This window comes from Bacillus sp. RC240 (assembly GCF_044907945.1).
GTDB lineage: Bacteria > Bacillota > Bacilli > Bacillales > Bacillaceae_G > Bacillus_A > Bacillus_A mycoides.
Map to the genome: position 1 here is coordinate 1 of NZ_JBIYCT010000020.1, position 26065 is coordinate 26065.

Sequence of the window (26065 nt, forward strand, 5' to 3'; positions counted from 1 at the left end):
AAAACTAAAAGGCATGAGCCCAGTACAATACCGGACCCATGCCCAAAAGGTTGCCTAATGAAATAATCAGTCTAACTTTATGGGGTCACTTCAAATTAAGAGCCGGCCCTTTTTATTTCAATTTAATATATTCGTAAAACCATTTCCCTTCAGGTCTATTGTCCATCCAAGCTGTAATCTTATCAAGCTCACCATTTGGTAACACTTCGGTTTGCAAGTATGCTAAACCAGTTAATGGATCAGAAATAACTTGCCCTTTAGTTCCACGCTCATTCATAGCATTTAGAACTTCTTTAACCAATGCAATACCAAAACCACCAGATTTAACATATTGATAACCGCCATTAGCAACAGATTGTTTCTCTCCGGTAAACCAATCCAGCGTTTTGTCACCTTGTAATAAATTTATATCCACTTTTCCAATACCATCAATATAACCATTATCGGTATATTGCCAAATGTCACAAGTATAGGATGGTTTCTTCTGTGGACTACCGTCATTTGTTCCGTATCGTGGTAACCAAATAAAATCAGCTTGTACACATTGTAAATTATAGTCACCGTACATATGGTGTGCTACATAAAATCCTACTTTCCAACCTGCAGCTTTACATGTATCAATAAAAGCTTGTGATGCTTTAGCTAAATCACTAAGGTTACCTTTGCTTTTCATTGACTTTACTGTGTCATCTTCCACATCTAATACAAGGAATTTAGCATTAGGATTTACCCTTGCTAAGAAATCCTTAGCTTCCACAATTGCATCTGCTACTGATACGAAACATCCATAAGCATATGCAGCATGTGGAATACCGTATTGTTCTGATTTGGCTACATGCTCATTATACAAATGATCTACTAGATTTGAACCATATTGTACCCTAGCAATTACTAAATTTAATTGCGCTGCCGCTACATCCCAATTAATATTTCCATTCCATTTTGAAATATCTACAATGTGTCCCATTACTGAACATCTCCTTCAAATAGTTTTTGCTTAATTTCTGTTACGTCTTTAGAAATAAATCCAAAAGCTTTTGCCTATTCTTCAATAACTTCCTGGTTCTTTTGAATAACAGCTTGGTACTGCTCTTCACGCTGTTCATTCTTTTTTTGTGTAGTAAAAAGCATCCACACAAATAATGCTGCGCATGCTTTCTGTTGAATAACTGAAATAAAATCTCTATAAATAAAAAGAGCACCTCAATTGAGACTGCTCCTTTTGCTATCATTTTTTATATTTGTCTTTATTTAATTTTTTTCTTTTCTAGAGTTTGATCTTCTAATTTTCGCCTCTATTTCAGAAGATACACTTTCTAACAACCAAGTAGGAATCCATCTATCCCAGCCAATCCGTACACAATTGGCTGTAAAGCTATTAAAAATATGATAAATCAAACCACCCGTTACCATAAAATAGAAAAACTCTGGTAGTTTAAATGCAATATCAAATAAATGCGCTAAAGAAGGTAATAAAAAAAGCACCACAGTTCGTGCAATGCCCTCAATTCCATATTGTGATGAATACGTACCATCTAATTTTGAAGCCTTACTACCAGTTATCCAATCTAATACAACTACCCATACCAAAATGATAATCCAAATTAAATTAGATTTACCATATAAAAAATTAAATATAGTTCCCAATCCCCCACTAATTACAGAAGCAACTTTAAATTGGGTGGTATTAAAAACATCCATTACATTTAATGTTTTTACAAGCTCATGAATCCGTTCCAAACTTTCACCCCCCTTTTTACATTTCAAAGCAAAATAAAAAAGCCTGCTTTGGCACGCTCGATTTTGATAAAGTTATATGTTCATTTTCTTCCACGCATACTCTAGTGGTTCAGTTCGTGGTGGCTTCATTACTTCTTTTTCAGTAGTTCCTTTCTTACCTTGAGATAAATTGTGCATAACACCTTGACGGGTGGAAATCTGCCTAATACCTGTTCGTATCCAATCATCGGGATTTAAAATACCCCCTCGATGTGTTAGGAGTTGCCTAACGCCTGTATGTGAAAAATCGATTGGATTAACAATTACCCCTTGACGATGTGTATTGATTTCACGTATTCCATCATGATATAGCGTTGTTGGAGATATGATCATACCCTGATGTGTATTGATTTCGCGTATTCCATCATGATATAGCATTGTTGGAGATATGATTATACTTTGAAGTACTGTCATATACTTACCTCCTTCTTACTCGATTCGTAAAGCTATAGCATGTTCACCAAACGCATTATTTACGGTACTTGCATGATACGTATAGAACAATTTGTACTTATGAACCTCACCATTTTCAATAATCTCTACTATATCTCCATAAATAAAACCACTACCTTTATAGAGGTAAAATCCATCGTATTTCCCTCTGAATCCATCACTCGAATCGCCAAAATATAGCGGTGTGAAAACTATCTTCCCTTCATTAGATGGTACCTTTAGAAAGACTTTCTCCCAATAAAATGTAGAATTTATAGCAGAAGATACTCTGCTACCGATAAATTTACTTCTATCAGTTGTATTTGTAGCCGCTTGACCACGAGAGCCGTTGCTTAACATAACACTAAATGGATATGAATACGGTGAAAATAATTCCGGCTGATAGTATTCGTCTGGAAGACCTATAAAACCAATCACTGTCTTTCCTTTGTAAGCTGGAATTTCATCATCATTTGAATACACACAATAAATGACAGTACTTTTATCGACGTATAGATATAGGTCAACCATGTATTTTTCAAAGTTTAAAGGATTTGATGAATTAGAACTAGTTGCTCTCCCATGATGAAATACTAGTGAGTACCAGAACTCTTCTCCTGTTCCAGCGCCGGTTCCTTTGTCGTATCCTCTTATAAGCCTATAACTTCCATCTGTATAAATAACTTTTGGATCTCTTATATCAAGGGGGGATAATAATTGAGAATTGTCACTTACGGTATCGAATGGCCGTAATTCAATATAGTTATTTTTTGTTCCATCGTTGCCCGTTGAATACATAACAAACAGGTTATCTTTATTTGTTTTGTCAGCATTTAATTGCTGCCATCCAGCCTTTTTCATTTCATCGATAATCTTCATAAAGACTTCTCTGCGCTCTAATCTGTGTAACTTACAAATTTTATTTGTCATTGTGTATGTTCCTCCTTAATTTAAACGTATTGCTTTCATAGAAACATTAAAAGTAGAGGTTGCTACGCCCCTATTTTCTATATAAAGATGGACCTTGTTTGTATGATCTTTATCCTCGCAAGGAATGGCTAAAATATCGTATGTTCTTTTTTCTGATAAACTTTTATAAATTTGATTCCCATTCTCTTTTTGGTCGTACATAAATAGCATTGCTTCAACGTTTGAATCATTTGTAACTTGAATCGTACGAATATCGTATTTGTTACAACCTACATCCAACGGAGTATATAGAACTTTTCCTGGTTCAATTGTAATTTGTACATTCCTCTCAATAAGGATTGATGGTGTAATCTCACTTTCGGATGTATATCTATATAATTTCATTACAGTTCCCATATTGTATTCACCTCAATTATGTTTTAGATGAATATTAAAATAAATTGGTTCAAATGCTAGGAAATTTGTATCCTTCACAACCTTTACCCAAAAATCACGCGTACTTTGTGCAGCTACGGAATCAATCTGTATTTCATTCAAATAGTTAATGCCATCTAATGAAATAAGCGCCCAGGTGTAACCAACTTTCTCCATGTACTGCTGAATTGATAGTTTTATATTTGTAGCAGCACCGATGTTATCATTTACGATCGTCATTTTTACAATACGCTCATTATTCACCATGTAACCTAAGTTAGTTGGATCCGTTGTATTTAATTCTGCGCTATTCATTTTGATTTGTAGGGATGAACCCATACAATACATATCTCCACCATAGAAGATAGCTTGTTTCTTTGCTAGTAGTTCGTTTTCTGCATCATATATTTCTATGATCCCCGCAAACTCTAAAGAAGGAAGTAGAATATCAATGCCTGTATGAGCTGCAGCTACAATGTTAGTAGACAGGATATTATCTGCAGTATCTTTTAATACAACCTTATAATTTTCATATAGTTGGCGCAGACGTAACATATTGCTTGTTGTCATAATAATTTTATTGATGTCTAGCGGTACAAATCCCTCTGCAGTTCCTCTTTTTAGAACAACACCAATTCTTTTTGCTGCTAATGAATCGTTATCTGCATAATCAAAGAACGTATCTGTCTTTGTGTAGAAGTCCCATTGATCTTCCTTACATATTGCCATCCACTCTTTATGGCTTTGAGAGCTATTAGCAGAATATGATTCAAGAAACTCAACTTTATTCTTTTCGTTTTGATAGATTAGTAAGCCGCCCTCATCATCTTCTTTTGTAGGAGCATAATCCGCAATAACTTGTAATGCAAAGTTACTTTGTGGTTTATCGATTAAAAGCATAACGTCTTTATCTGCAGAATGATTCATACGAAGGAATCCTTTTTTAACAGCATTGTTAAATGCATTTGATGGTGACATCAGCCATTTTGGATTTATGGAATCAAAATCATCTGCAAATATTTTTCCGCTTTCTTTTTCGTATAAGGATACTTTGGGCTTTTTAATTACATCTGGTGATAGTAATTCTCCACCTAATACGTCAATAGCATCTATAATATTTTCTTGAGCTTCAATTACAACTGTATAAATCCCCGACGTAAGGTTTAATTTCTCATAAACTAAACACTGACTAATACTTGATTTTGGAGAAATTTTGTACGTTTCAGTAGAACCGTCTATAGTGATTTTTATTGGATCTCTGTAGCCTGTACTATCGATGTATTTAGAAATAACTCGAATCCCATTTCCAGAAAATACAAACTCGCATTTGGTAGGTTCAGTACCATGGTCTGAGTTCTTGTATGACAGCGTATTATTATAGTGACCTACCACGTTACTAGCGTGAAACCAAGGGCCTGTATACCGAATATTACTATCTGTATCATCGAAGCGTTTCCAACCAGGTTCTGGTTCTTTTAATACATCACCGACTTTAGCACCTAAATCTGCGTAATCAATAGCAGCTACAAATGTATAAGTAATTCCAGGTGCCCCGGAAGCATATCCATTTGTAGTTACTTTAACGTTATGTTCACCCTTAATTAAATCAAGTTTCTCAAATACGACAAGAGAGTAGCCGGCAGAATATGCAGGAACTGAACCAGGATATCTAATACCGTCTATTGTCACTTCAATATTGTATGCATGAGTTGTAAAATTTTTTAATAATATACGCACTGCATTCCCTGTAAACTTAAAATAAAATGAACGACCTAATGTATCACCAACATACCAGGCGCTATTCTGCTCTAATCTGTTAGCATCACCTACTGCACGCCATGTATCTCCTGTAATATTGTTGGTTATGTCTACATTTGAAAAAAACTTACCTGGTTTAGCATTTTCTAAAGTGCAATATTCACGAGCCCACCCTGGTTCTGGTTGCAATAGGTTTTTTCCTAATTGGCTTGCCATTGTACCACCCTCTCCTTATCTTGTTTTTTTCCAGTTTGTATTTGTCCACCAAGATTGGCGACTATGCCGCAGCCATAACTTCGGATCATCATTCTCTTTTTCAATCACTATTAATTCATCTGGTTTTTCTGTATCTAGTATTCTCTCCATTTTGAATAGTTCATTATCCTCTAGAACTGATTCTCGTTCTGGTGTGCGTTCAAATCGTTCATATTCCTCTGTAACGATTTCTAATTCATGTTCCCTATCAAATGTATCTACTTCGTTAGTCACAGCTTCTACACTAGCCTGTCGCTCTAATAACTCTTGTTCACTAACGATTGCATATTGTTCAGATTCTCTTGCTGCATCCACAGTTTCAATTACACCTGTATCTCTCGTTATAACTTCTTTATCAGCTGGTGTTATATCAGAGATAATTCCGCCTTCAAATTCACGTATATCGGTAAAAGCTTCTTGCTCTGTAATAAGAGCTTGTTGTGTATGCTGTTTATAAGAAATGTCTAAAGTTATATGTTCAGCATCTAAGGTAACTGGAACGATGTCAGAAGCTACTTCTTCAATTACTGCAGTTGTATGTTCTTTCATTGCTTTTTCAGATTCAATCGTTTGATCTAGTTTCATCTGCATCACATTTAATGATTTAGATGAATCATTAAGTAAGGCAATACGTGTTTCTAGTTCTTTTTGAACACGGCCAAACAAATCGAATTCTGGAAGATATACGGGAATACCAAGGCCCTCAAATAAATCAAACTCTTCTATGGTAGCTTGTAATTCTTTTTCTGTTTTATTGGAAACTTCATCAGTATCTACATGGGTAATAATTAAGCGTTCTTTTAATCCGAATGAAGAAATTTCATCAACATGTGTAAGTACTGCAGTATCTTCTTTATCAGCTTGTTCCAGTTCAACTACAGTTGCTTGTAGCTCATTTTTCACTTCTGCAAATGTAACGTCTGGCGATACGCCTTGTAATTTTTTTAAGATACGATGAGAATAATCTGCATTAGTAATACCAACATTTATTTCATGTAGTCTCTCTGCTTCTTCTGTGACAATTGTCTGTATCTCGAATATGTTTTGCGATTTATTCGCATCGTCAGTTCCGGAAATATCTTTAACAGATAATACCCGTGAAGCATTTTTCACTTCTTGTCCTACCTCTACAGCTGCAGTAAATACATTTTCTTTATTTGCGAATTCTTGTTGATCGGCATAAACAGAATCAAGTGTTTCTACGATACGTTCAAATGTGTGTGTTGTATCTACATTCGCATACTGTTCTTTTGTTCTTGTAAATGATTCAACCTCATTTCTTTCAGAATCAAATACATTTATTTTCTTACTTACTTCATTACTTGCAATAACATCTGCAGCAAGTTCCTTTGTTCGAATAGAGTGATCCAGGTTAATTTGCTCTACATCTATGTCACGAATTAGATACGCGCTTTCTATATTTTCATAAGGGAGCAGGTTCACGCTTTCTATTTCTTCTAAGCGGTTCGATTCATATTGTGCAGCAATAGATGTTTCAATGTCTCTTTGCATACGAGCAAATAAATCATAATCCGGAAGATAAACCGGTATACCCATACCATTGAACAAATCAAATTCTTCTATAATCCCTTTAACTTCTCGCTCTTTTGCACCAAATTCGAATTGTGCCGGATCATGAAGAAGTATTTCTTTTTGCTGTATATCACCAGTTTTATTTTCGACAATAGATACAGGATATATATTCGGAACTGCAGTAGATAAAGTAACTTCTGCATGTGTAGCTTTTAGCTCCCTGGTAACAATCTCGCTCGTTTCATTATGCATTGAAACAGCTTCATAATCCGTTGTAACTCTGTCGGCCATAAGATCATTATAAAAACCCTCACCGTATACAATACGCGCAACATTTACCCATTCCGGTAATACTTCCACACCTGCAGCGAATTCACGTAATTTTCCCTTTATTAAGTCCTGCTGTATGATCGGTGCAGCTTCATATTCATTCGTTATAAGATTTGTTTCATCAGAAACGTGTACCATTGCTTCTATCTCATTTGGTCTTTCGCTCTCTACCCCTTCGATATGGTTTATATCGAAAATTCGTCCATGTTGTATTGATTCCTCTGCAGAAATAAGTTGAACAGAAACACTGTCAATCCGTTGTGAATGCTGCATTTCAATGTTGGCCACATTTATATTTCGATTTAATTCAAAATCAGTTGTATTTGAAATATAAGCTTCTACCTCTATTTGTCGCAAAGCATTCTCTACAACATCTGTTAAAATCCCTTTTGCTCTTACTTTTGTAGCGGTTACCCCTGCGTTATCTTCTTTAACAGCTTTATATCTCGCATAAGGAGCAATACAAACTGGATAATCAACATCATTTTTATTTTCTGTATTCGCTGGTGTAATAGAAAAAGAATAAACTTTTTCGTTTTGATCTGGTCCAGAACCAACGACAACAACATGACTTTTTTCTTTGGTACATATAGAAGGGGAAGCAATAGAATAAACTTTTTCACTCATTCTTCTGCTACCCCCTTATGCTTAAATATCTTCTTTGTAGATTGCTAAACCAATTGGATTAAATGGTGTTGCTTTCGCTTGTGTCATAGGACAAACCGGCGTTGTTGGTAATGTGTAACGATATAATTGGGCCATTTCATAAGCACCTGTGATTTCAGAACCAATAACCGGTGCTTCGTTAAACGTAACGGTCTTATCTTCTGCATTGTATACATAATCCGTTTTTTCTACTTCTTTACATGAAATGAATAGTCTTAACGTTTCGCCCTTCGGCTTATGTTCTAAATGAAATACTTTACGGTGGCCGTCGCCTTGACCAAGCACTTCATCTACAACTGTTTTTTCAATTTCTAGTTCGTCGGCTTGTTGGATGTTCTTTGGATGAACCGCATATACATCATCCAACTTTCCAACATAACCGTCGTTTGGATGAACAATATAAATTTGAGATAAATGGTATTTACCACTATAAACGGATGGGTTAAAGCGCCCTTGTCCACTATCTACTGACATATCATGAGTAATGAAAGCTAAATAATGGTGTTGGTACATTGCTCCTGTACTTGATTGTGATAATTGAACTGTTTCATTACCATTTGATGTATCAGAACCGTAATCAAGTGGCGCATTCCCGACTTTTTTATTTGGAGAATATGAAAACTGATCACCAGGTCTACAACCACTTAAAATCACCATGTTTTTTCTTGGTGCGACATCAAATGTATACAGTTTTCCAATATACAGCGGTACGAATAAGGCACGAACCGGATTAGGTGTTGGATCTACACGCATAAACATAACCATGCGGTCTTTATTTGCATTTCCATACAGATAAACAACAGAGTCACGATTCAATTCTTTAGAGAAACGCTGCTCTGGTGTAAAACTAATTGATGTATAAGGGGATGGATTTACAAAGTTAATTGTCGAATATACTTCCCCCATAATGCTCTCCATCTTTTGTACATCAAAGCTTGTTTTTGCTGTTAATGCATCCAGTGTCCCGTCTTCTTTTGGTAATAAGAAATATATACCGCTAATCTTAATTGTTGTATCTGCTGCAGGTGCAGTTTTAAATACAACTTCTTTTTCAGTGAACGAGTACTCACTAGGGTCAACAATAGTATTATTCTTGTAAACGATGGTTCTGCTTTCATCAAAATTAGGAAACGGGAATGCAAAGTTCTTTTTCGTACCATCGCCTTTTCCTAATTCACCTAATTTATCCCCGGAAAGGATCTCTTTTTCGATGAAATATCGATTGAAAGTGAATAGCAGCATGTCATTGTTTGGCTCATATGTATTGGTAGCCAATCTGTATTCGCATGTTACTTTATCCCCTTTTGCAATGGCAGTAGTGAATGATACTTTACCGGTAGTTGCATCCACCTTATATTTACTCTTTTCTTGCTCAAATCCATTTACATATACAATTACAGAAGGACCAAGTACAGGGAAAACAGGAATGGAGAAGTCTTTCTTCACTCCATCGCCCATCCCTAATTTACCAAGTGGAGAATCTGCAGAAATAAATCGGCTATCAGTGAAATCAGAATCAGCAGTATCATATGCATTCGCAATACCGAATCTTCTACGCTCTCCATCACTTCCTAATGATTCAAACAACCTTACATCGATAAATTTTGAAATGCCGCTCTTAATTTGGAAAAATAGCGTTCGTTTCCAACCGTTATCAGCAAATAGTTTCTCTAATTCTTGCGGTAATGTTTGTAGATATACGACTTTATCAAACCACATATATGTACACTCCTTTATACTGTTTTCTCAAAAATACCTAACCCAGCAGGACGATATGCTGTAGCAGGTCTTTTTGTGATTGGTGAAATAGCATCTACATTAAAGAATTTGTAAATGTCATGTGAATCCGGACAAGTATTCTTTCTAACTTTTAATCTATCGCCATTTAATAGACCTAGCGGAGACAATAGGATCATATAAGGTAAATATCCACGTACACCTTCATCCGGATGAACAATATAAGCGCGAGAAGTATGTACTTTATTGCTATAAACAGAAGGGTTAAATTGATATTTGTATTCGTCATTATCCTGCGATTGCCATGATAATGAGTATTGACCGCCATCTTTACCAACACGATCTGGTGGCATTGCATTAGGCGCTACATTCCAGGCAATAAAATGAGCCTGGTACCTCGCTCCCAATCGTGAACGTTTAATAATTACGTTATCAATACCATTACCAGGAGAACGCGGATATGACTTCATAACGGGCATATAGGACTCTACATTTCTATATGGTTTCGGGTCGTTAAAATCGAATTTATGTGATGCATCCTCATTGCCTGTATCGAATGCGGTTCCTGCCCACAATGCATCACCTAATGTATCATCATTTGCGTAACTCTCTAATTGCCCCATATAAAGCGGTGTAACTGGAACTACATTATTTTCAAAAGCTGGTGTATTATCTGCTTGGATTAATAAGACGACGCGACTTTCATCAACTTGGCCATTAATTCGAACCAATGAATCTGGCCACCAATTTGTTTTCGCATCGATACCTTGTAAGTTTGTATTTCGTAATGTTACTTTCACCCAAGGAGACATCATGACTTGTGTTTCTGCTTCATCGTAAGAGTAAACTTTGTAAGTACCAACACCATTCGGATTGGCCCTTGTAGTAACGGTTATCTTGGTTAATTCAACATCAAGTAGCGTCTTCTCAAATTTACTAGATTCATAAGGGAGTACAAGAACACCATCATCAGCAACGCTTGGTTCTTTTTCAATCATATATACATAAAAACAAGAACGATCTCTGCCGCTTTCCAAACGTTTCTTACCGTCTTCAGCAAAAGCTTTCTTGCCTTCTTCATTTGTGAAGTTGTATTTAACCTCTGTCTTTTTAAGTGACCATTTTGAAATTTGAGCAATTCCATAAATAGAACCGCTATTGTTCTTTACTAGCATGTGCTTACTCATACCGAATTCAAACTTTGTATCATCATCGGATTTCTGATCCATATCTGGATAAACTGCTCTGAAAAATGACTTTACTTTCTTCCATCCGTTAGCGATTACCAATTTGACAATTTCGTCTTGGAATTCGCCTTCTGTATACATTTTTTCAACGTATGCCATCTATTTCACACTCCTAATCTCTTAATAGTTGGTAATTAAGCCATATAGCTTTTTTCTCTGCGGATGCATTGTGGTATTCGAATTTCAGCTCTGCATTAGCAGGTATTGGTTTTACAACGGAGAAATTAAATCCCTCCGGCACATCTTTTACATAAACCTCTTTAAATACTTGTTGGCCATTAATAAATAAATTCCAATAGTCCGTATCACTGTAATGTGAAGCAGCAACAGAAAAAGCAATCATTTCCGTTTCGAATGGTAATGAAAATTTATCTACATGAAGTTCATCATGAATGCCAACTCTTCGCCCTTGTATGAATGGCTCTGTTTTTGTTGGGAAGTAAGGTGCGTCAAATCTTCCACCAGCCATGTAATTAACAGCAAAACTCATTAGCGCGCCCCCTTATCTTAAAAAGTGCAATTCAAACCACACTGTTTTATCAAGAATCCCTTGGTTATGGAATCGGAACAGAATTGTATCTCCTGCTTTTGCAGCTTTATAAACCATAAAGTGCATACCTTCCGGAAGACGTTTTGTATAAATATCCTGGCAAACAGTTTGCCCGTTCACGATTAAATCCCATTTATCATCTAATTCATAAATGGAAGAACTAACACTAATTGCGTAAATCTCCATATCTGCAGGTAATTTATATTTCACTTCATCCGTTTTAAATGATATAGAATCCATAATGAAACCAGGTATGAATGGTTCTGTTTTAGTTGGATGAAAAGGTGGATCTAATCGGCCGCCGGCTAAATAGGTTGTTTCAAACAAGAGCAATCACCCTTTTTCTTGTATTAAAAAATTCCCGTGCATCATTACGACACATCGGGAATTGTTAAATCAGATAGTATACCGTTACCTTTATTAAGAAGTCTCGGCTGCACACGCTCTAATTGCTTTTGTGCATTGTATATTAATTGTATCTCCATTTCTTTTCCTGTTACTTTATGAGAGACAAGAACCTTTTCTAGCATGCTGTGTGCATTAAAGGCTAAATCATAGTGCAAATATTTATCTCCATCGACTGCAGATAAACGAGCACCATCACGAATAAGCGTATATCCTTCGGTCATGCCTTCTTTAAATACGTCATTTGGATCATTACCAGGTATCGGTTTTCCACCGCTGTAAAATTCCCTATCAATTAACCCTTTCATTAAATACATAATAGGATCATATAAGTTCTTTTGCATTATCATTGAATCACCCCTAATTTACCCTCGTAACAGACCAAGTTTTTGCTGGTCGTTGGATATAATAGTGATCTTTGTTTTGATTTACCCGAGGAAATGATAAATCTGGTAACGAACCATAATCAAACAAGATATTATTTTGCGTATCTAGTACTTGCAAACGTCCTGTAAGAATCCCTTTTGGGTTTCGCACTGCTTCAAATACGATAATATTCACGCCATATTCAAGCGGAATATCAACATACGTCGGATTGTTCCGGATGAAATAATTTTCTTCGATTAATTTATCATTACAGTAAATATTTAATAAATCGCCATCCTCTACATCCCAATCCCAAAGTTTTAATCGTAATGTATCTACATTTACTGTAATACCATTTATATCTGTATATGGAGCAGGTTCATACCCATAGTTAACTGTTAAATCTAAAGTTTGATAGAATCCATCATCTGCAGATATCATGGTATTAATTCCTTTAACAAAGTAATTCCATTGTTGACCAGAATCTCTATTGTAAACAGAAACCACATCGAATAATTGAATCCTTGGATCTCCAATGACTGCTACTGTTAATGTTCTGAACTTCTGGATTGCTTTTAAATGATAAGCTGCAGCAACGGCTCTTCTTGCAAAGAACGTTGTCGCCCAGGGAACTTCTATCATTTCCTCTCGTAAATCACCCTGCGATACATTTTTTAATAGAAACGAATTAAGAAATCCGTTTGCGTAATCTCCACATTTAACAACAATGCTGTTACTTATATCCTGGTCAGTTAACTGCATATCTAAAGAAATAAGGTTTTCGCCTTCTCTAAAACTAAGCTTTGCAGGCTCATTAATTGCATAGTCTGGCATTTTCATAAATGTACAACTTCCGTCTGGTTCGTGTTTAATATAATGGAATGTTGTATCTATAATATCGCGAACAATCTCATCCCATTTTTGAAATCTCTTTCCTGTTGCTCCTTCAACAATCCAGCTCTGATTGGTTCCAGGAATATTTACTCTGTTACCGTGTAGGACAACCCCGGCTTTTTGGAAGAAGAACTTCACAACATCATAAACATTACCGGTAGGTGCAACAATTTCATCTGATCCAGGTGTTGGGATTACTGATTTATGTAAAACCTTTTTATAAGATGTTGTGCAGGTTACTGAAATCGTGCCGCTTTCTGCATTTACCTTTACATCAGACACAAAACCATGTATATACGGTAAAGCTTCTTCACCGTAGCCAATAGACACCTTAAATTCCGTCTGCGGATATAGATGATTTGTATTTGTTACCTCACTGTTATAAAACCATTCTTGAATAGAAGAGAACTTACCATACCAGTTATCAGGAGCCATTTGACCGTATTCATTCGCAAAGGTAATAGAAAATGTACTTGCGAACTGATCTGCGTTCTCCTGCACTTCCAGGCTCATTACACGATGTTGTAATTGTACATAAGAAGAAGATTCTCTTTTTTTCATATAAACAATTAAATTAGGAGCATTATTCCCCACTTGGAAATAGCTCCCCAACATTCTGATTAAAGAAATAGATCCTTCTCTCACATTCCATCAACTCCAATACCTGCTTGTGACATAGATATTAATTTACATTTTGCTATTACTAGCGTTCCTTTACGTATTGCATCAACTTCATTAGGTGGAATAATACCACCATAGGTACCGTAATCACCTGTAATAATATGAGGGCGATATATTTCCCCCATGAACTCACGCCAATGGCTGATATCATTGAATAAAGCAGTAAATTCTACTTCACATCCTTTATTACCAGTACTTTGGTAACGAGGATATCCATGCATAACATTGTAATTTTTTAATCCGTTTAAGGATTTAGGCATTTTCGTTTGTTCAATCATTGCAATTGTAGGTATAGGTCCATATGCATGATAATAAACATCACGCAAATAGGCTACGTCAGAAGAACCGTAACCGATTGTTGTAAATTCAATTGTTTGTGGCCCTGAACCAACGAAAATTTCTCTTGCTTCCCAGTCATAAGCACCTCTTGCTCTAAATTTTTCAATACCATTTACTCGAACAATAAAGTATTTATCTGGTAACATACCATCAGAGCCAATAGGAACTTGGGACATAAAAGAAAAATTATATGTCCCAGGCCATGAAAAATTAATAGTATATTTAATTGTACTTTTTAATTTTGTAGCATCCCAAAAGAGATGATATGAACCAGCTCTTCTATGCAATGTTTTTAATATACTCATACATTACGCACCGCCATTCCCATTAGATCGTCAGCAACTACGTTTTGTAGTAATTTTCTCATTTTCACAAAATCCTCTGCGGTTTGCAATTTTTCAACAGCAACTTTGAATGTAGCATTTTGAATTGTAACACCTTTATCTGTTTTCTTTTCAACAGAAGAGTGCCCAGCAAATGGATGTGCAGCTTTTCCAATCATATCAGCAGAATATGCCCCCATTTGTCCAATTCGGGTAGATACATCCGTTACTAGTTGCATCGGTTTCGGTGGAACAACCGCTTTATTTAACAATCCAGAAGCCTTGTCCACAGCCGGGATCATTTTTTCCATCCCTACACCAAGACCTTCTGTAATATATCCGCCGTACTCCATCATTAGACGAGAAGGAGATTTTATACCAAAGAAACTTTTAACTGCTTTTGGTATTCCGTCTACAACGCCTTTAGCTTTATCAACAACCCAGCCAGCCATAGATGTCATACCTTTACCAATACCAGCAATAATATCTTTCCCCCAGCTTACAGCGTCGTTTGCTATCCCCTTAACTATAGAACCAACTTTACCGAATACATCCTTTACTGTATCAACAATGCCGTCAAACGCTCCGACGATAGCTTTTTTAATTGCTGCAAAGTTACTTACTATGAAATCTTTAATAGCACCAACAACACTAAATATTGTGTTTTTTATCTTATTAAAGTTATCGACCACAAAGTTAACAAATGTCCGAACAGCACCTATTATTGTATCTTTAATAAAATTCCATGCGGTTACAATAATAGACTTTACGATATCCATTACAGTCGTAATTGTGTTTTTTATAAAATGAAATGCTGTAACCACAAAATTCTTTATGGACTCTAATACAGTTATAAAAATTGTTTTAATTACATTCCAAATCGTAGAAACAACCGTTTTTATTCCATTCATTACAGTCGTAATTATGCTATGAATTGTTTGAAACACACTACTTACAACTGATTTTAAGAAGTTTAATACAGTCGTAAAAATTACCTTTATTCCATTCCACACTGTAGAAATGACGGTTTTTATCCCATTCATCACAGTCGTAATTATGCTGCGAATTGCTTGAAATGCACCACTTATAAATGATTTCAAAAAGTTTAGCACCGTCGTAAAAACTGTTTTTATAATATCCCAGCCAGTTTTAAAAATACTTTGCCATATTTTAATAGCAGTAGAAATATAGCTTTTAATAAATTCTAAAGCAAACTTAACAACACTTTTTATTACATTTAGCACTGTATTAAATATCGTTTTAATTAAATTCCAACCAATTTCAAATGTCTTTTTCCATATGTTGATATACATTGTAATTACAGTAGTAATTATTTTCCATGCCCCGCTAAGTATTTTATCTATAAACGATACCGCAGATTGGAATACTTTTTTTGTTCCTTCCCAAAAACTTGAGAAAAACTTTGACAAGCTATCCCATACTGACTTCGCAACTTTAACGATAGCATCCCAGGCTTTAGAACAAATATCACTGATCCATTGCACTGCCTGCTTTGTATATTTCACAATTGAATCCCAATTTTTATACAGCACATATACTAAAGCAACCATTGCAATTATTGCAAAACCCCATGGGCTTAATACTAATGAAAACATTGATTTTCCAAGACCAGTCAATATCTGTGCAAACTCACCAAAAACTTTAATAAGTTTTAAGGCATCTTTAATAATCGCCGTAATTGCACCTGGTATTTGCATCAATGTTTTAACTATATTTACAAGGCCACCAATGATTTCACTCGCCTTAGATATAAGACTAGAAACAGATTTTATTAACTCAACCGTTTGTTTCAAAGATGGTATTACTATATTGGAAATCTTCACGACTTGTTGAGCGATAGGTTGAATAGTTCCAGCCAAACTCTTTGCATCTTTTTCAGTTAACCCGAGCATATCCTGTAGTTTTTTTTGAGAGCCTTCCAAATCATTAGCAAATTGTAAAGCTTTGCTATTGACTTGTTCGATCGGTTTTGTGACTTTATTTGAAATAGTGTCACCAAACGTTTGCATTTGCTTGCTAATATTCCCAAGAGAATCTGCTGATTTTTGGATTTTTTCTTGCATTGTATTAGAGGCTTTTTGCACTCTCTCTTCAAACTTTTCTACACCTTTATATGCCTGATCCGCTTTGTTACCAATCTTCCCAAAAACATTGGTCGCCCCGCTACCAAATTTTTGAATTTGGCCATTTATTTGATTAAGTACTTCTGCTGGTTTTTGAAACTTTTCTTGTATGTTCTTTGAAGCCTTTTGTAAACTTTCCTCAAACTTTGCTAAATCCTTATAAGCTTCATCTGCTTTAATTCCAATTGTACCGAACAACTGGAATACTTCTGTAAACATTCACTCCCCCCTTTCTAACTAGGAAGTTTTTTATTCCTTATCGTCTTCAAACTGAAACTCTGAAATCAGCTTATTTGCATGGTCGATGCATTCCTCTTTGGACCAAACTTCCATAGTCTCATTTTCTTCCCTATCCGACGTAGATTCCGTAAGTCCAAAAGCTTGCAAATAGTCATGAAAAGTTGTTCCTTCTTCTAATTGCCTTGTTTGAAATCCGATAAAGGCCATCTTTTTCCATTCATTTAATTCTTCTTGCTGCTCTTCCTGACTAATAAAAGAAAATAAGTCCATTAAACGAGAATATGGTATGGATAAGACATAATCATCTGTCCATCCATACCGTTTTTGGACTTTATCAAAAGCCCTTAGCATATTTTGCTCTGTTTCTTCTATGTATTTATCAGAGTCATTTTCTACATTTCTTGTTTGTTCCATTTGAGACTTTGAGATTTGATTAGACCCTTGACCTGATTGAAAAAAGACATTAAATCTTCACTTTCTAATAATCCTTCAATAACTGCTACCATGGCTTCTGGTGGTAACTGATCGAATTCTTCACGCTTAATCTGTAATAGACTAGAGAAAAATTCCGAAAACTCATCTTCACATTCCGGAATCATAGACAATAATTGAAAGACAAACTCTAATCCCTTTTCTTTTTTTTGTTTTTCAATTTCATTTAGCTGTTCTTGTTGCTCTTCATTCATTTGGGCCAATTGGATTTTTTCATCGATTTCATTCTTTTCTTTCCCAAACTCCATAAAATCAGTCATTGCATGACGACCAACTTTAGAAATAATCTTAGTAAAACGCCAAACATCTTTTACATTTAAACGTCTCATCTTCATCTTCTGACCTGAAATTGTAATTTCTGTACTATTATGCATCATTTTTTCTAGCATTGTTGTCATATTTAATATCTCCTTTTATGACCTAAAAATAAAACCTACAACTTATTTACTTGTTGTAGGTAATTTAGGTGCTTTTTTCTTTGGTAAATAAATTTCATAAGGGGGTGTATTAGGCGAACTTTCGCTATAATGACCAATAAATTTGCATTTAAGTCCTACAGTTCCTTTACCATCTTTTAAATCAATTTCTACAGAAGAAACAACCATTGCATTTCGGATAACAAAAATAACCGGAATATCACTTCCTGAAACTACACCTACTATTGCAATATCACTATAACTTGTGTCTTTAATTTCATTGGTTGGTTTTACAATGTTATAATCGTTATCAGTCGTACTATCTACATCTACGCCTGGTAGAGCTAACTCTAAATTTTCTTTCGTAAATTCTACAAGTGTAACCTCCATATGTGGTTCATCTTTTAATAGCCATTTTCCGCGAACTAGTTTTCCTAAAACACCATCAATATCAGCATCATAGTATTCTCTAGTAAACCCCACTTTACAGCCACCTGTAGTAGCTCCTAACATCTCACCTAGGTCTTTTACACTTTTAAAACCTTTATACATTACACCCGGTCCAATAACAAAATTATCAGTTGTACCCTCACGTACACCATTAATAAGCTTCCAACTCATTTTTTTCCCTCCTTAATATAATTCCATTCTTCCTACCCGTACAAGAAACTTAATACTAATATGAATAATTGATGGATCTTCATCCGGAACTGCAACACTGCCTGCTCGATGAATTGTAATAATACCAGAATCTCTTAACAATCCCGCTTCTCTGTCTAACAAATGTTCTATTCGCCTTGAAATTACATCCGCTTTTTCATAATCACCTTGGCCACAATATATATCAAAAGTGAGGATCATCCGATCAATTACCTCTATATCATCCGGATTATTAGATTCAATTCTCATTACCGCATAAGGCATTTTCATATCTTTTTGTGCAGTTTGAAATGTAAGAGCGGGCTCTCCTTCATATTTCGATAGATTACTTTGCACAATTGTATCTTTCTCAATAATATTTCTGATTGTTGCAATCGCTTTTGTCGTCATTGTTCTCCTCCCAATGTCCTTTTTAATTCCCCACGCTCTTTTTCAAACGTTTTTAAGAAAAAAGGTCGGGCTTCTACAGTACTTGTACCATTTTCGACATACACCGCTCTTTTTAATTGACTTCCAATCGTTCCTACTACTTCGGTATCTGTAATATGTAAGCCATATTTAATAGAATCTTGTAATTCTCCCGTTCTAGAAGCAAATGTCTCTCCTGGTTTTGAAGCAATATATGTGCGACTCGATCGTGGAATTTTATACTTCACACCATTGTGACTACCTGATACTGTTTGTTTCATTTCTCGTTGCAGTTGATTACAAGCACTTATAATTCTTTCTACCATTATTTTATTAAGTTGTTCTTTAACCTGTTCTACATTACGTGTAACCATGAATTCCGATGTATTCGTCATTTTATTCCAACAATTCACAATACAATTCAATATGGTGATTTAAAAATGATGGATTTCTTGGTTCTCCTCTTACCTCAAATACATAATCATGAAAATAGATTACATCATTTGTATGGATGTTATGTTCTGCAGAAGTATAAATTTTAAAATTCGGCTCAAAATTTTGTTTATTTCTTTTTAACCTTTCATTATCTACCGCTGTGTGTGTTGTTACACGACACTTCATTCTTTCATAAACAATGACAGGCTCTTCTTTAAAATTTCCTGCCGGCTGTTTTACCTTTTGATTCCTTTTCACAGTTACTTCATGTATATATAATTCTTCCATATCTAATGTTCACAGCCTATTCTTTCATTCATAATGCTATTAAAGGGTTTCTACTTCGGTATTTTTTTAATACTTTTAAAACCTTTTTATTAACAGTTTCCTCATCTAGCGATTCAATATTTATTTCATATGAATAATCTCCGATATTTGTTGATTTTTTCATATTTTCATATTGTAGATTTGTTCGAATTACGGCATAACACGTCATATCGATGATGCATTTTTTCATTAAAGTCAAAAGCCCATCATAATCTTGTATTGTATACTCAAATTCATATAATTGATTCTCACTTAAACCATATACAGTGCAACCATCAGAAAAAATTGAATTGGTAACTTCTTCTCCAGAACCAATATGGATTACCTTGATCAAATTTTCTGCTCGAAAAGAAAGCCAAGCCAATTTACTTGTTCTAACTTTCTCTTTCATTGGGTTACTTGGCTTACTCCTCAAATAGTTTTTAGTAATCAATTCATATTGACTAATGAGCTCCTGGATTACCGTATCGGGCATTCGTTGAACATTCACCCTGTTCTTTATGTCCTGTACAGTAATTTCCATCCTTCCACCTCTTTTACTTCTCTTTCTTTTTAACCTCTATACTATCTATTAACTTAAAATGTCCTGTACTCAGTAAATAGTTTGCTTTTTCATTTGCAACCTTTTCCTTTACTCCGTTAAAAAAAGTATAGCCATATGCAGTATATGTACCGCCTAACTTTAATTCTATAATCTTCATATACAAATTACCTTACTTAATTCCCAAATTTATCAGGTATATTAGTAAGAATTGCTACTGCGTCCATTTCTTGAATAACTGCATCATCATCCAAATGAATTACATAGAATCTCTTATCTTCCATAACAGCAGATTTACCTTCTACAGTCTTACGAACTCGCGTGTCATACGTATTTACCGCAATAAAGTTTTTAGGATCTGCAAAAATAATTACATCATCTTGAAGAGAAGGGACTGTGACAATCTCATACCCCAACGGCTTATTAACTTGATCCCCTGCACCTAATAATGCAGCATCTCCTAAACCAGTCGAACGAGTTGTTAAATATTCAATCCACTTTTCCCTACGAGCAGGTGACATAATCCACTTTAAACCTTCATTTTTATATTTATTAGGCATCGCCTTAGATAAATTAAAGATTGAGTCTTTACTAAACCCAGCGCTAGCTTCAGCATCTCCCGTTCCCGTCACTAATTTAAAATGATCGACAATATGAGATTTACTTGATTGTTTAATTAGTTTTAACCAGCCATCATTAATTTGAAGAAATGGGTCCTCTGAAGTTACATCCCCATTCCAATGCAGGTCTTCAAGGTCAATACCTAACTGAGTTGACATTAATGTCATAACAGTATCTTCATATCCTTCACCTTCGATATTTTCTCGAAGTAGCTCCTCCGTTATCTCCCATGGTAAACGAATAGAAACTGTATCATATTCAACTTTCGACGTTTCTACACCTGCTCGATAGCCATCATCACTATTTTCCATTTTCCTACGTAAAATTCGACCACCGATTGCAATTTTATCTAATTCACCTTTTTTCGCTTTACGAATCTCTTTGCGATGCAATTGAGAAAATGGAGTTGCATCAAATACCATTCGGAAAAATTCTTTACTTTGTTCCGGATATAATAGCCCCGCTTTCATTCCTCCTGTTGTCATTGTACTCTTTTCAATTCGTTCAATACGTGCTAATAATTCTTTATTATTCATAGATTCATTTCTCCTTATCTTTATAGATCTAATCCTACCCATTTATTTACTGGTTTTCTCATCTCATTTGTTGGTTTGGCATCGGCCCCAAGACTTTTACGAACCTGTGCTGATTGCTCAATTACTTCAAGTCTCTTTGAAATGGGATCTATTACCTTCTGAATAAATTCACTAGTCTTTTTAGATTCTCTGTCATTTCCTAATTCATTAGTATCATGAGTTGACTCAAGTTCTTTATTTAACTGTTCTTCCAACTCCTGTAACCTCTCAAGAAAAGGACCCATTTCTCTCTTTACAATGTCTTTAATTTCATCTAAATTTTGGTCTATGTTTTTTTGCAGCTTATTTTCTTTAATTTGGTTCATCAAAGAAATCATTTCATCAAATTTTTTATCATTTTTCTTATATAAGATTGTGCCCGCTTCATTTATGGAATTAATTGTAATATCTTCCGGTGAGAAATCTGTATCACCACCCTTCATTGTATTTAAAATGTCCTTCATTTCATCTAAGGTGGAAACCATACGCTTAATATCTACATTTCCCTCCCAAATCCCAACATAAAATACATCTTCAAACAAATTAAATACCTTTTGCATCTTAGAGTTATGTTTATTATTTAATGACTGATTATCCATCTCCTGAGTTTGTTCCTCGTCATAATGTGACTTAAAAAAACTAAACATCTTACGAATTACACCTTTCTCATCTTGTGTAAACTCATCCATTTGTGGCATCTGCATTCTTTCTCCAACCCCTCCCATCGAAAAGCCTGTGATTTTCCCTTTTTTAATTTCTTTCCATGTTTCACTATCGTCTACTCGAACAGTCATAAGCCATGTTCCTTTTTTAATATTTTGTTTTCCAACAACCGTATTATTTTTAGTAATCCAGCTTTCTACTACTGTTCCTTTTCCTGCCAACTCGTCATGGTTTTTATCTATGTATCTATATTTCTCTAAAAAATTATAAGCCGCTCTTTCAATTTCTTCAGCCGTCATGATATCACCATGTGCATCTTCTATATTGGGTTCATAAACAACCCCTGTTACAAGTTGTTTTTCATCTTCCCTCTTTAAAATAGGAACATTTTTCAAAACATTAGAGCCATTCATGTTCATACCCTTCATAATTGCAAATGGCCTACCATTAGCCCCTTTTGTTACTAATGAAACATAATTAATTTCTACATTTTTCAATTCATTTGGCATAATATATTCCTACTTTCTAGCAAGACTACTAAATCGAATTTGAATCTTTATTTAAAAATTTATCTCCTTCTAGAACTGGTTCGTATCCAATGACTTTTCGGCATTCATTTCGTGTTAATATACTCTTGTCGTATCCATCTATTGCATATTGCATATCACTCGCTCGATCATCCGTATCAATTTCATTTAATTGAAACTGCCAGTCCAATTCCCCTAATGTTCCTGTAAACTCTTTAAATAATTGTGTATTTAATCGATGTTCTAAAATTTGTTGACCTGGTTCAATAATTGATCTTTTATACATTTCATTCATTTCTTTTGCTGTCGTCTGCCCAAGTGATCCTGTCATAGCCCAACCAATCCTATATGGTGGCACCCGATGAGCTATACAAATTTCCATGGCATTATCTTGACGATATAAACGAAAGCTCGCTTCTTTGACATCTGGCCCTAATTTCTCTAAGCGAGCTTTTGCTCCTTCAGGAACAGGAACAACTGCTAACTTATGATGTTCTCCTTTTGTTTCGACAGAGAAAAAAGTTTTTAATTCTCTTTCAACTGAATCATCTATTTCATCAACACCCTCAACAAACAAAACAGCATCTGGAATTGTTTTACCAGTGAAATAATTAATATTGTAATCTCTTACAGCTTGTGATCCTACAATGGAACCAATAGAACTCACATAATCAGGAATACCGTAGTATGATGATCTAGAACCAAATTTACGAATTACAATAACTTCACCAGCTTTTTCTTCAGTGTCTAATAACGAGTTTTCATCTAAGCTATCACTAATCATTTCTCCATCTATCAACCTAAAATCATATGGATAACTAAATCTTTTAAACCATCTCTCCTCATTATTTACAATCTGTGCAAATCGAATCTTATCTTTATGCGCACGTACCGTATGTGCTGGAATATGATGAAGCTGCGCTGGTTCTCCTTTCAAATTACGAACAACCTCTATAATTCCCCAACCTACAGTTTCATAATCCTCCCAAACTGCCCTAAGTATTTCGCTACTTGTCATTTCATTGTTGCAATATCTCATAAAACGCTTTAATTCTTTATATTGTTCTTGATTTGCCTCTGTCACTTCATCTAGCGGTGCAAAGTCAAATCCTATACCAGCAATATCATTTACTTTTGCACTAATACATGCCGAGTGAATAGGGTTACTTTCTCTCAAATTTAATAATACTTGCATATCATATGGAGGCTTTACTAGTTCTTTATCACCGTACACTTGTGCAAATGGATCAATTGTCATTTGTTTACTTTGAAGTTCCTCATTCTGTAAAGTCATCTCACGATTTTGTAATTTAAGTACTTTCACATTCTTAATTGCTTTCTTCTCAGCCATAAAACCTACGCCCCCTTTCATATACAAATCATTTATTCAATGTATTTCAAAAAAATTTACCAATACAAAAAAGCTGAACAAGACACGTTCAGCTAAACTCTTTTTATTTTTCCACCCATTATTTTTTTTTGCTTAGTAAAAAAGTATTCTAAGGCTTGTGACGTTGTATCTACTTGATCATTATGCTTACCAGATGGGAAAGACGCTAATTCATCTATATAATCATATACCCAGGATTGTATTTTAGGATTAGGTATATATACATTCCCAGATTGAAATTCAGGGGATATCGCCTCAGCACGTGTTTCTTTTGAACCCTGTGGATTTATAGGAATAATTCCACTTATTTCATTCTTCAATGAACTAATAATAGCTGGACCATTTGCTTTTTTTTCAACTAATTTCGGAATGGACTTTTTAAACCCAGAATTCCGAAGAATTGACTCATATTTATTATGAAAAACAACAAATGCTTTCTTTGTTTCTAGGAAATTCATTTGCGCCCTCACTTGATCAATTAAATATTTGTCTCCATCTATTTTCCCCCAAATTTGCCCAACCACAAATGAACTTTTATTTGTAGTGTTATCAAAAGCCATATCCCAGGAAGTGATAATTTGATCAAATTGTTCCCAATTTGGTAATACATCATAATATTGAAACCAGTGCCTTTTGAAAATATTCCCTATATCACTTGATGGTTTTTGTTGCCATAAAGATAACCATGAGCGTGCAGAGGAAAACTTCTTTTTATCTTCATAATAATTTTGGCCATAGTGTTCAACCCATAAGCCTCTTCCTATTTCTCTGTTCAATGGATCATCCCTTGACTCTGCTATAGCAGGAATTGATAACACAGTCCATTTCTCCTGTTCTTTCTCTAACAATCTACCAGCTAAATCGTCCTCATGCCATCGCGTCAAAATTAGAATTACCTTTGCACCTTTTTGTAAACGTGTAGATAAAGTATCTTCCCATTCATCCCATAGTCTATTTCGGTATGTAATTGATTCGGCCTCTTGGCGATTTTTAATAGGGTCATCAATAATTAATAAATCTGCTCCTTCCCCTGTAATCGAACCACCAACTCCTACAGACAACATTCCACCAGAGTGGTTATGTAGTGCCCAATCTGTTACGGAACCTTGCCGCTCATCAATTCTAATGTTAAATATTTCTTTACCAAACTCTTCAATCTTAGCACGATTTCTTCTACCAAACTTTTCAGCTAAACTTGTTGCATAAGATACCTCTATAACTCTCTTATTTGGGTAATTTCCTAAATACCAACTTGGCAATGTTTCTGTTATAGACTGTGATTTTGAATGCCTAGGTGGCATAAACACCATTAATCTATTAGTCGATAATTTCTCTTCAATTAAATCTTGGCAAATCTTTGTTATTAATTTTGTGTGCTTTGCATGTTTATAGAATCCCTTATGTGTATACTGAACATAGAAAGGGGTAGTTCACTTTTGCCAATTCCTTAAATGTATTTTCATCTATTAACTTGTGCACATTCATCCGTGTCATGATTGTAATTCTCCTCCTTGAACTTTCTCAAATAATTTCATAGCTAAATCAAGCATTTCCTCATCACACCCAATTTTCATAGCCATTTTATTATGCTCTACTTTCATTTCTCCTGAATGATTTACGTTTGCTTGCAATTGATCTTTTCTTCCCCATTTAGTTGGGAATTTTCTTTCTAATCTCCATGCTGCAGCTTTCCAATTAGATTTTGCATGCTCCCCAATTGTCTCAACGTCTCTCGCTTCACTAAATGCTAATGCCTGATCAATTTCCAAGACCAACTTCACATAAATCTTATCTTTTCTCGGTACTACTTCACCTGTCTTTTCACTTGTTTCTATTGCTCTACGCCCTTGTTTTAACCAAACATAAACTATACTTCTACTAATTCCAACTAACGCACATGCAGTTTCAATGTAATTCCCTACTTTAATATATTGGGTCAGCCTATTTATCAGCTCATCATTCAATTTCATTGGTCGCGCCACTAGCA

28 protein-coding genes and 1 pseudogene are annotated in these 26065 nt (G+C 35.0%); all 29 read right to left on the reverse strand.

Features of this window, described 5'->3' with window-relative positions; translation table 11 throughout:
- Positions 1-112: 112 nt before the first annotated feature.
- Positions 113-967, reverse strand: a complete 855-nt coding sequence (locus tag ABH955_RS28285) for a GH25 family lysozyme (protein WP_404491912.1) — start codon at positions 965-967, stop codon at positions 113-115.
- A 77-nt stretch (positions 968-1044) separates the two neighbouring features.
- Positions 1045-1191: pseudogene (locus ABH955_RS28290) on the reverse strand (BhlA/UviB family holin-like peptide); the annotation flags it as partial.
- 60 nt (positions 1192-1251) lie between these two features.
- Positions 1252-1740 carry a phage holin family protein gene (locus ABH955_RS28295; RefSeq protein ID WP_404491914.1) on the reverse strand — a complete coding sequence of 163 codons (489 nt, stop codon included), beginning with the start codon at positions 1738-1740 and terminating at the stop codon, positions 1252-1254.
- Positions 1741-1812: 72 nt separating this feature from the next.
- On the reverse strand, positions 1813-2193 hold the full coding sequence (locus tag ABH955_RS28300; RefSeq protein WP_404491915.1) for a hypothetical protein: 381 nt from the start codon (positions 2191-2193) through the stop codon (positions 1813-1815).
- A 15-nt stretch (positions 2194-2208) separates the two neighbouring features.
- Positions 2209-3141 (reverse strand): hypothetical protein, encoded by a 933-nt coding sequence (locus ABH955_RS28305; RefSeq protein ID WP_404491916.1) that lies wholly within the window; start codon positions 3139-3141, stop codon positions 2209-2211.
- A gap of 15 nt (positions 3142-3156) precedes the next feature.
- On the reverse strand, positions 3157-3537 hold the full coding sequence (locus ABH955_RS28310; protein WP_404491917.1) for a hypothetical protein: 381 nt from the start codon (positions 3535-3537) through the stop codon (positions 3157-3159).
- Between the two features lie 12 nt (positions 3538-3549).
- On the reverse strand, positions 3550-5529 hold the full coding sequence (locus tag ABH955_RS28315; protein ID WP_404491919.1) for a hypothetical protein: 1980 nt from the start codon (positions 5527-5529) through the stop codon (positions 3550-3552).
- Between the two features lie 15 nt (positions 5530-5544).
- The gene (locus tag ABH955_RS28320) at positions 5545-8058 is read right to left on the reverse strand and encodes a hypothetical protein (protein WP_404491921.1); all 2514 of its coding nucleotides are present in this window, start codon (positions 8056-8058) and stop codon (positions 5545-5547) included.
- 21 nt (positions 8059-8079) lie between these two features.
- Positions 8080-9816 carry a hypothetical protein gene (locus ABH955_RS28325; protein WP_404491922.1) on the reverse strand — a complete coding sequence of 579 codons (1737 nt, stop codon included), beginning with the start codon at positions 9814-9816 and terminating at the stop codon, positions 8080-8082.
- Between the two features lie 14 nt (positions 9817-9830).
- Positions 9831-11180: a hypothetical protein gene (locus ABH955_RS28330; RefSeq protein ID WP_404491924.1), complete on the reverse strand. Its 1350-nt coding sequence runs from the start codon at positions 11178-11180 to the stop codon at positions 9831-9833.
- Between the two features lie 13 nt (positions 11181-11193).
- On the reverse strand, positions 11194-11571 hold the full coding sequence (locus ABH955_RS28335; RefSeq protein ID WP_404491925.1) for a Low copy number virion structural protein: 378 nt from the start codon (positions 11569-11571) through the stop codon (positions 11194-11196).
- Positions 11572-11583: 12 nt separating this feature from the next.
- The gene (locus ABH955_RS28340) at positions 11584-11958 is read right to left on the reverse strand and encodes a Low copy number virion structural protein (protein WP_404491926.1); all 375 of its coding nucleotides are present in this window, start codon (positions 11956-11958) and stop codon (positions 11584-11586) included.
- A 44-nt stretch (positions 11959-12002) separates the two neighbouring features.
- On the reverse strand, positions 12003-12386 hold the full coding sequence (locus ABH955_RS28345; RefSeq protein WP_016513542.1) for a hypothetical protein: 384 nt from the start codon (positions 12384-12386) through the stop codon (positions 12003-12005).
- A gap of 10 nt (positions 12387-12396) precedes the next feature.
- Complete coding sequence (locus ABH955_RS28350; protein ID WP_404491927.1) at positions 12397-13941, reverse strand: hypothetical protein; 1545 nt, start codon at positions 13939-13941, stop codon at positions 12397-12399.
- The gene (locus ABH955_RS28355) at positions 13938-14621 is read right to left on the reverse strand and encodes a hypothetical protein (RefSeq protein ID WP_404491929.1); all 684 of its coding nucleotides are present in this window, start codon (positions 14619-14621) and stop codon (positions 13938-13940) included. Before ABH955_RS28355 ends, ABH955_RS28350 begins: the two co-directional genes overlap by 4 nt.
- Positions 14618-17002 (reverse strand): phage tail protein, encoded by a 2385-nt coding sequence (locus ABH955_RS28360; protein ID WP_404491930.1) that lies wholly within the window; start codon positions 17000-17002, stop codon positions 14618-14620. The genes ABH955_RS28355 and ABH955_RS28360 overlap by 4 nt, the downstream gene beginning before the upstream one ends.
- Positions 17003-17032: 30 nt before the next feature.
- Positions 17033-17437: a hypothetical protein gene (locus tag ABH955_RS28365; RefSeq protein ID WP_002169534.1), complete on the reverse strand. Its 405-nt coding sequence runs from the start codon at positions 17435-17437 to the stop codon at positions 17033-17035.
- Entirely contained in the window at positions 17416-17913 is a 498-nt protein-coding gene (locus tag ABH955_RS28370; RefSeq protein ID WP_000210326.1) for a hypothetical protein, read from the reverse strand. Before ABH955_RS28370 ends, ABH955_RS28365 begins: the two co-directional genes overlap by 22 nt.
- A gap of 42 nt (positions 17914-17955) precedes the next feature.
- Entirely contained in the window at positions 17956-18552 is a 597-nt protein-coding gene (locus ABH955_RS28375) for a hypothetical protein (RefSeq protein WP_000118567.1), read from the reverse strand.
- 12 nt (positions 18553-18564) lie between these two features.
- The gene (locus ABH955_RS28380; protein WP_000208341.1) at positions 18565-18981 is read right to left on the reverse strand and encodes a hypothetical protein; all 417 of its coding nucleotides are present in this window, start codon (positions 18979-18981) and stop codon (positions 18565-18567) included.
- A complete protein-coding gene (locus tag ABH955_RS28385; protein WP_033663286.1) occupies positions 18978-19394 on the reverse strand; it encodes an HK97-gp10 family putative phage morphogenesis protein in 417 nt (138 codons plus the stop codon). The genes ABH955_RS28380 and ABH955_RS28385 overlap by 4 nt, the downstream gene beginning before the upstream one ends.
- A 1-nt stretch (position 19395) precedes the next feature.
- Positions 19396-19722 carry a hypothetical protein gene (locus tag ABH955_RS28390; protein ID WP_002169536.1) on the reverse strand — a complete coding sequence of 109 codons (327 nt, stop codon included), beginning with the start codon at positions 19720-19722 and terminating at the stop codon, positions 19396-19398.
- Positions 19723-19750: 28 nt separating this feature from the next.
- Complete coding sequence (locus ABH955_RS28395) at positions 19751-20284, reverse strand: hypothetical protein (protein WP_404491932.1); 534 nt, start codon at positions 20282-20284, stop codon at positions 19751-19753.
- A gap of 13 nt (positions 20285-20297) precedes the next feature.
- On the reverse strand, positions 20298-20462 hold the full coding sequence (locus ABH955_RS28400) for a YqbF domain-containing protein (protein WP_000691127.1): 165 nt from the start codon (positions 20460-20462) through the stop codon (positions 20298-20300).
- 16 nt (positions 20463-20478) lie between these two features.
- On the reverse strand, positions 20479-21459 hold the full coding sequence (locus ABH955_RS28405; protein ID WP_002169538.1) for a phage major capsid family protein: 981 nt from the start codon (positions 21457-21459) through the stop codon (positions 20479-20481).
- Between the two features lie 20 nt (positions 21460-21479).
- Positions 21480-22670, reverse strand: a complete 1191-nt coding sequence (locus ABH955_RS28410) for an XkdF-like putative serine protease domain-containing protein (protein ID WP_256485285.1) — start codon at positions 22668-22670, stop codon at positions 21480-21482.
- 28 nt (positions 22671-22698) lie between these two features.
- Complete coding sequence (locus ABH955_RS28415) at positions 22699-24039, reverse strand: phage portal protein (RefSeq protein WP_404491933.1); 1341 nt, start codon at positions 24037-24039, stop codon at positions 22699-22701.
- Between the two features lie 92 nt (positions 24040-24131).
- The gene (terL, locus tag ABH955_RS28420; protein ID WP_404491934.1) at positions 24132-25379 is read right to left on the reverse strand and encodes a phage terminase large subunit; all 1248 of its coding nucleotides are present in this window, start codon (positions 25377-25379) and stop codon (positions 24132-24134) included.
- A 189-nt stretch (positions 25380-25568) separates the two neighbouring features.
- The gene (locus tag ABH955_RS28425) at positions 25569-26060 is read right to left on the reverse strand and encodes a hypothetical protein (protein WP_377867351.1); all 492 of its coding nucleotides are present in this window, start codon (positions 26058-26060) and stop codon (positions 25569-25571) included.
- Between the last annotated feature and the right edge of the window lie 5 nt (positions 26061-26065).

Excerpts from the sequence above, each read along its gene's own strand:
- ABH955_RS28285 (WP_404491912.1), bottom strand. The coding sequence starts at position 967 with ATGGGACACATTGTAGATATTTCAAAATGGAATGGAAATATTAATTGG.
- ABH955_RS28300 (WP_404491915.1), bottom strand. The coding sequence starts at position 2,193 with ATGACAGTACTTCAAAGTATAATCATATCTCCAACAATGCTATATCAT.
- ABH955_RS28305 (WP_404491916.1), bottom strand. The coding sequence starts at position 3,141 with ATGACAAATAAAATTTGTAAGTTACACAGATTAGAGCGCAGAGAAGTC.
- ABH955_RS28310 (WP_404491917.1), bottom strand. The coding sequence starts at position 3,537 with ATGGGAACTGTAATGAAATTATATAGATATACATCCGAAAGTGAGATT.
- ABH955_RS28315 (WP_404491919.1), bottom strand. The coding sequence starts at position 5,529 with ATGGCAAGCCAATTAGGAAAAAACCTATTGCAACCAGAACCAGGGTGG.
- ABH955_RS28320 (WP_404491921.1), bottom strand. The coding sequence starts at position 8,058 with ATGAGTGAAAAAGTTTATTCTATTGCTTCCCCTTCTATATGTACCAAA.
- ABH955_RS28325 (WP_404491922.1), bottom strand. The coding sequence starts at position 9,816 with ATGTGGTTTGATAAAGTCGTATATCTACAAACATTACCGCAAGAATTA.
- ABH955_RS28330 (WP_404491924.1), bottom strand. The coding sequence starts at position 11,180 with ATGGCATACGTTGAAAAAATGTATACAGAAGGCGAATTCCAAGACGAA.
- ABH955_RS28335 (WP_404491925.1), bottom strand. The coding sequence starts at position 11,571 with ATGAGTTTTGCTGTTAATTACATGGCTGGTGGAAGATTTGACGCACCT.
- ABH955_RS28345 (WP_016513542.1), bottom strand. The coding sequence starts at position 12,386 with ATGATAATGCAAAAGAACTTATATGATCCTATTATGTATTTAATGAAA.
- ABH955_RS28355 (WP_404491929.1), bottom strand. The coding sequence starts at position 14,621 with ATGAGTATATTAAAAACATTGCATAGAAGAGCTGGTTCATATCATCTC.
- ABH955_RS28360 (WP_404491930.1), bottom strand. The coding sequence starts at position 17,002 with ATGTTTACAGAAGTATTCCAGTTGTTCGGTACAATTGGAATTAAAGCA.
- ABH955_RS28365 (WP_002169534.1), bottom strand. The coding sequence starts at position 17,437 with ATGGAACAAACAAGAAATGTAGAAAATGACTCTGATAAATACATAGAA.
- ABH955_RS28370 (WP_000210326.1), bottom strand. The coding sequence starts at position 17,913 with ATGACAACAATGCTAGAAAAAATGATGCATAATAGTACAGAAATTACA.
- ABH955_RS28375 (WP_000118567.1), bottom strand. The coding sequence starts at position 18,552 with ATGAGTTGGAAGCTTATTAATGGTGTACGTGAGGGTACAACTGATAAT.
- ABH955_RS28380 (WP_000208341.1), bottom strand. The coding sequence starts at position 18,981 with ATGACGACAAAAGCGATTGCAACAATCAGAAATATTATTGAGAAAGAT.
- ABH955_RS28385 (WP_033663286.1), bottom strand. The coding sequence starts at position 19,394 with ATGACGAATACATCGGAATTCATGGTTACACGTAATGTAGAACAGGTT.
- ABH955_RS28390 (WP_002169536.1), bottom strand. The coding sequence starts at position 19,722 with ATGGAAGAATTATATATACATGAAGTAACTGTGAAAAGGAATCAAAAG.
- ABH955_RS28395 (WP_404491932.1), bottom strand. The coding sequence starts at position 20,284 with ATGGAAATTACTGTACAGGACATAAAGAACAGGGTGAATGTTCAACGA.
- ABH955_RS28400 (WP_000691127.1), bottom strand. The coding sequence starts at position 20,462 with ATGAAGATTATAGAATTAAAGTTAGGCGGTACATATACTGCATATGGC.
- ABH955_RS28405 (WP_002169538.1), bottom strand. The coding sequence starts at position 21,459 with ATGAATAATAAAGAATTATTAGCACGTATTGAACGAATTGAAAAGAGT.
- ABH955_RS28410 (WP_256485285.1), bottom strand. The coding sequence starts at position 22,670 with ATGCCAAATGAATTGAAAAATGTAGAAATTAATTATGTTTCATTAGTA.
- ABH955_RS28415 (WP_404491933.1), bottom strand. The coding sequence starts at position 24,039 with ATGGCTGAGAAGAAAGCAATTAAGAATGTGAAAGTACTTAAATTACAA.
- terL (WP_404491934.1), bottom strand. The coding sequence starts at position 25,379 with ATGCCACCTAGGCATTCAAAATCACAGTCTATAACAGAAACATTGCCA.